The organism is Aliivibrio sp. S4MY1 (assembly GCF_028765545.1).
GTDB lineage: Bacteria > Pseudomonadota > Gammaproteobacteria > Enterobacterales > Vibrionaceae > Aliivibrio.
Window position 1 is genome coordinate 1 of the sequence record NZ_JARACP010000042.1, and the last position, 3921, is coordinate 3921.

The window sequence follows — 3921 nt, forward strand, 5'->3', positions numbered from 1 at the left end:
TAGTGTGGGGTTTCCCCATGTGAGAGTAGGACATCGCCAGGCTCTTATTTTTTTCTTACTTAGTTAAAAGTAAGAATTAGACAAAGTTAAGTCATTAAAACAACTACAGGGGTGTAGCTCCAACTGGCAGAGCAGCGGATTCCAAATCCGCGTGTTGGGAGTTCGAATCTCTCCACCCCTGCCATACAATTGCATAGTTATGCAGAACAAAAAAGCCCGCTAGGATTAGCGGGCTTTTTTTGTGGATGTTGCTAAATTAATTAGCTAATTTGAAGCGACTTGTTATACCTGCATAAACATATCTCCCTAACTATCCTCTGATTAATATTAAACAGTGGAATTACGATAAATAGTTATGGATTTGATTATTCATGGTGCATTGTTTATTTGTCTTTTGATTTACACTCCTCCTAATGAACAGATATGAATTTGATTCATATAATTAAGCGTTAAACCGACGATACGATGTTTACTCTCGGCGAACACAACGAGGAGAAAGTGTAGTTCCCCATGCGTCATAATTTATAATTCCAGAATCTTCTTTTATTTCAACGCTACCGCAAGATTTATGTACGCCAGCTACAACATTGAATTGAGGATAGAAAATCTCACCTGATTTGCCTTCAGAGCAAATAGTACTACCAACACCGTAAGGACCCGAATATTCGCCATTACCTTTTATATCAATATTTGCGAGGAAAGCGGTACCAGCTATTAATGAAAGGCAAACTTTCGGTTTTTGTCTATCATTAATTATTCTTTCTAGGCCATTAATTGCATCTTCATCTAAATTACTTGAATTATAAAACCAGTGTTTATCATTAACCTTAATAAATGCAGTATAGGAAGATACGCCATCGCATCTTATATCCCCTAAAGAATTGTCTCTTACATTAGTAAGGCTTTTTAATAATTTGTCGACGAAAAAATCTTGCTCTTGTTCATAACCTTCATACATTACTTGTAATGTGTCAGGAAATAAGGTGTTTCCAGCAACAACAACATTTTTTTTGATAATAGAACCTTTATCTGAAGGGACTTCAGAACCGGTATATGCAAACCCTTCTACAGGACCTAATGACGGGTTACTTAATACCAAATATTGACGAGATTTATTTTCAAAATCACCATCCTGATCATTGTTATAAAGCCATTCAAGAATTTGATTGCCTCTGACGTTGCCAAGAATTTGCTGTCTTCCATGCTCTAAGTTTATGTTGTCATAATTCACTGTTGCTTGCGTTGTAATAGTGCCTATCGGTGTTATTGCATTGACGCGTTCAGTTATATCAATTTCTGGAGGTAAAAATACACAGCTAGCAAATGCTACACCATAATAGCCGCTGATTTCATCATAAGCGACTAAAGAGAAGGTTGCATTTGCATTTGATGTGAAAAATGAAAGTGCTATTGTAGATATAAATAAATACATTTTTTTCATGGTATATCCTTACTAATAAATTATAGGAATATGAACATAGGTAAAATAGCTGATAGCGTTAAGGTTGATGTTGTGGCAACATTAACAATCTCTGTGATATTCATGCTATTTATTAAACTTGTTATCGCCCCATTGGTTAATTCAATTGATGCCTCCTCTAATTCTTCTACTTGCTCAAAAATATTTAACTGTCTAATTACTTCGCTAGGCGAATCAGTTTCAAAATAAGATGAAGTGTCTAACCACCATTGCCTAAATTCTTCTGGTGCATCCCACTGCCCATTAGCCCAATGCTCAATAATTTCAGCATCGCTTGGCTGAAATCCATCATTTATATCTACAAGGTGTTGATAATTTTCTTCCGTCCAGTTGTTCCAAGTAGTTAGTCGTTCAATGATCCAGTCATATTGGTTATGGAGTACCAATGTAAGCGAAGGATCAATAGCAGAGAAAGCATGATATTTATTTGTTTTATAGTTACTTTCAAAAAAAGCACTTAAATTTTCATGAAGCTTGTAGCGTATATTTTGGTTTATATCGTTAATGCCTTCATTAATATTAAGATTGTTGTACTGTAATAAGTTAGCGTAGTGTTTTAAACTATACTGTATATAATGGTAAAAAAAAGGAGATGGTTTAGTATCATTACCAATAAATATCCAATATCTGTTATTTTCTTCTGCTGTAGGATAATAATAATTAGTGTCACTAGCTTTGCCTATAAATCTTGGTGAAAAATACATACCATTATAATAATGAAGATCACCTGGAAGTGTAAAACTATTCCATTCAGAAAGGCTTTTTATTTTTTTAATATAATGTTTATAATTATCTTTAGTAATAAAGATACCTAAATAATCCCACTTCCCATTAGAAGTATGATCGGTAGGGAAATACCAATTATGTTCAGACGCATTACCATTAAATTTAGAGCTAAATAATTGAATTTCATCATCTCTATAATAGGGGACAATATCACCTTCTTTTAAGTTAATCCCCCAGTCTGTAATGTTTATACCTATTTCATTTATTTGATAATGTAAAAAGTCATCAGAAGTTGAAAGATTTACGATAATGTTTATATCATCATCATTTAAAATACTATTTACTAAATTAACATAAGCATTATCATTGGGCAATTCGATAAACCAGCTATTTTCTTTTACTTTTAATAATATACTTTTCATTTCCTCTCTGTATGTTGCGTCTTGATTATTTGTGACTAAATGACGAATTAATGGAAGTGTAAACAATAATGCTGTGTTTTTGTCCTTATATAAATTAATGTTTAAAAATCGACTTTTATTTTTTATAAAATCAGAGTTATTTATTTTCAATATTTGCTCTTTAAATTGTGAATTAAAATTTACAGAAGTTAACGAAATTAACTCGTAGTCAAAATTTATTATTTTTGAAATAAACTCATTTTCATTAAGATTGTCGCTTAAAACATAGCTATTTTGAGTAATTTTATTAATAGTTGATAATACAACGTCTTTGATATATTCTTCATTACGCTCTAAAGATATATAACGTGTTTCTGATTTTACCGTTGGTCCGGTTGCAGCATTATTCCATAGGTCACTATATGTTATCTCCTTTATATCAAAATTATCTTCTGTGCTATCATTTATTGTATAATAATAATTGTTATATGAAATATTATCTCTATATGACCATTCTGGTTCAAATCCCCACGTTCCTGAGATAAATGGGGCATATGCTTTTGCCCAATAATGAAACTTAATGCTATTAATAACGGTTTTATTTAGAGTTGAATAGCGTGTAATCGCCCGATCAACAGAACCTCGTATCAGTTCAATTAACAGGTCATGATTTAAATCTATTTCATCGTTAATAACACTGTCTACGCTTTTATTACCATAATATAAATTAAAACTAGAAGGGTAATTATATTCCCATGTTCGTAATAAACTTATATGTGTAGTGAATATTCTTTCAATATTATTGATATCATTATCTAAAATAAGATTGTTATTTCTTAATATTTTTTCATATTGAACTTTATATTCATTGAATGGTGGGATTATATCTGATTTAAATTCATTTTTTCGTTTTTCTGAATAGGTACCTTGATCAACTCCATTGGGTGGTTTTGGTCTATCATCAATACAATTCTGATAGTCATTCCATGGACCACAAGTTGCAGCTGCATTAACCATAGTCGTTTGAATAAAATATAGAAATGTTATAAGTAGTACACGATATAATTTAGATAGCATGATTAATTACCTTTTAATATTGATGAATTTAACGTCTACGCGCCTATTACGCATAATTTATTTTCTTGTTGGGTTACTAGCAATATTTTTTGAAATATGACATATATAATGTATTCCTTTAATTAAATAGAAGTCACTTAAAAGCATAACTAATACCAAGTACTGTATTCTTATATCTCTCAGTCGAAAATATATTTGTATTGACATATCTGAATTGAAATGTTTATAAATACTAAC

Annotated in this window: 2 protein-coding genes and 1 tRNA gene; 1 reads left to right on the forward strand and 2 read right to left on the reverse strand. The window is 31.1% G+C overall.

Annotation, left to right across the window (positions count from 1 at the left end; translation table 11 throughout):
- Window positions 1-107 precede the first annotated feature (107 nt).
- Window positions 108-184: transfer RNA gene (locus PVK71_RS20080), tRNA-Trp, on the forward strand.
- A 285-nt stretch (window positions 185-469) separates the two neighbouring features.
- Here PVK71_RS20080 and PVK71_RS20085 read toward each other — a convergent pair.
- On the reverse strand, window positions 470-1441 hold the full coding sequence (locus PVK71_RS20085; protein WP_274420078.1) for a DUF1028 domain-containing protein: 972 nt from the start codon (window positions 1439-1441) through the stop codon (window positions 470-472).
- Between the two features lie 20 nt (window positions 1442-1461).
- Complete coding sequence (locus PVK71_RS20090; RefSeq protein WP_274420076.1) at window positions 1462-3684, reverse strand: hypothetical protein; 2223 nt, start codon at window positions 3682-3684, stop codon at window positions 1462-1464.
- Window positions 3685-3921 lie beyond the last annotated feature (237 nt).

Bases quoted from the DNA above. Each gene is read 5' to 3' on its own strand.
- PVK71_RS20090 (WP_274420076.1), bottom strand. From the start codon at position 3,684: ATGCTATCTAAATTATATCGTGTACTACTTATAACATTTCTATATTTT.
- PVK71_RS20085 (WP_274420078.1), bottom strand. From the start codon at position 1,441: ATGAAAAAAATGTATTTATTTATATCTACAATAGCACTTTCATTTTTC.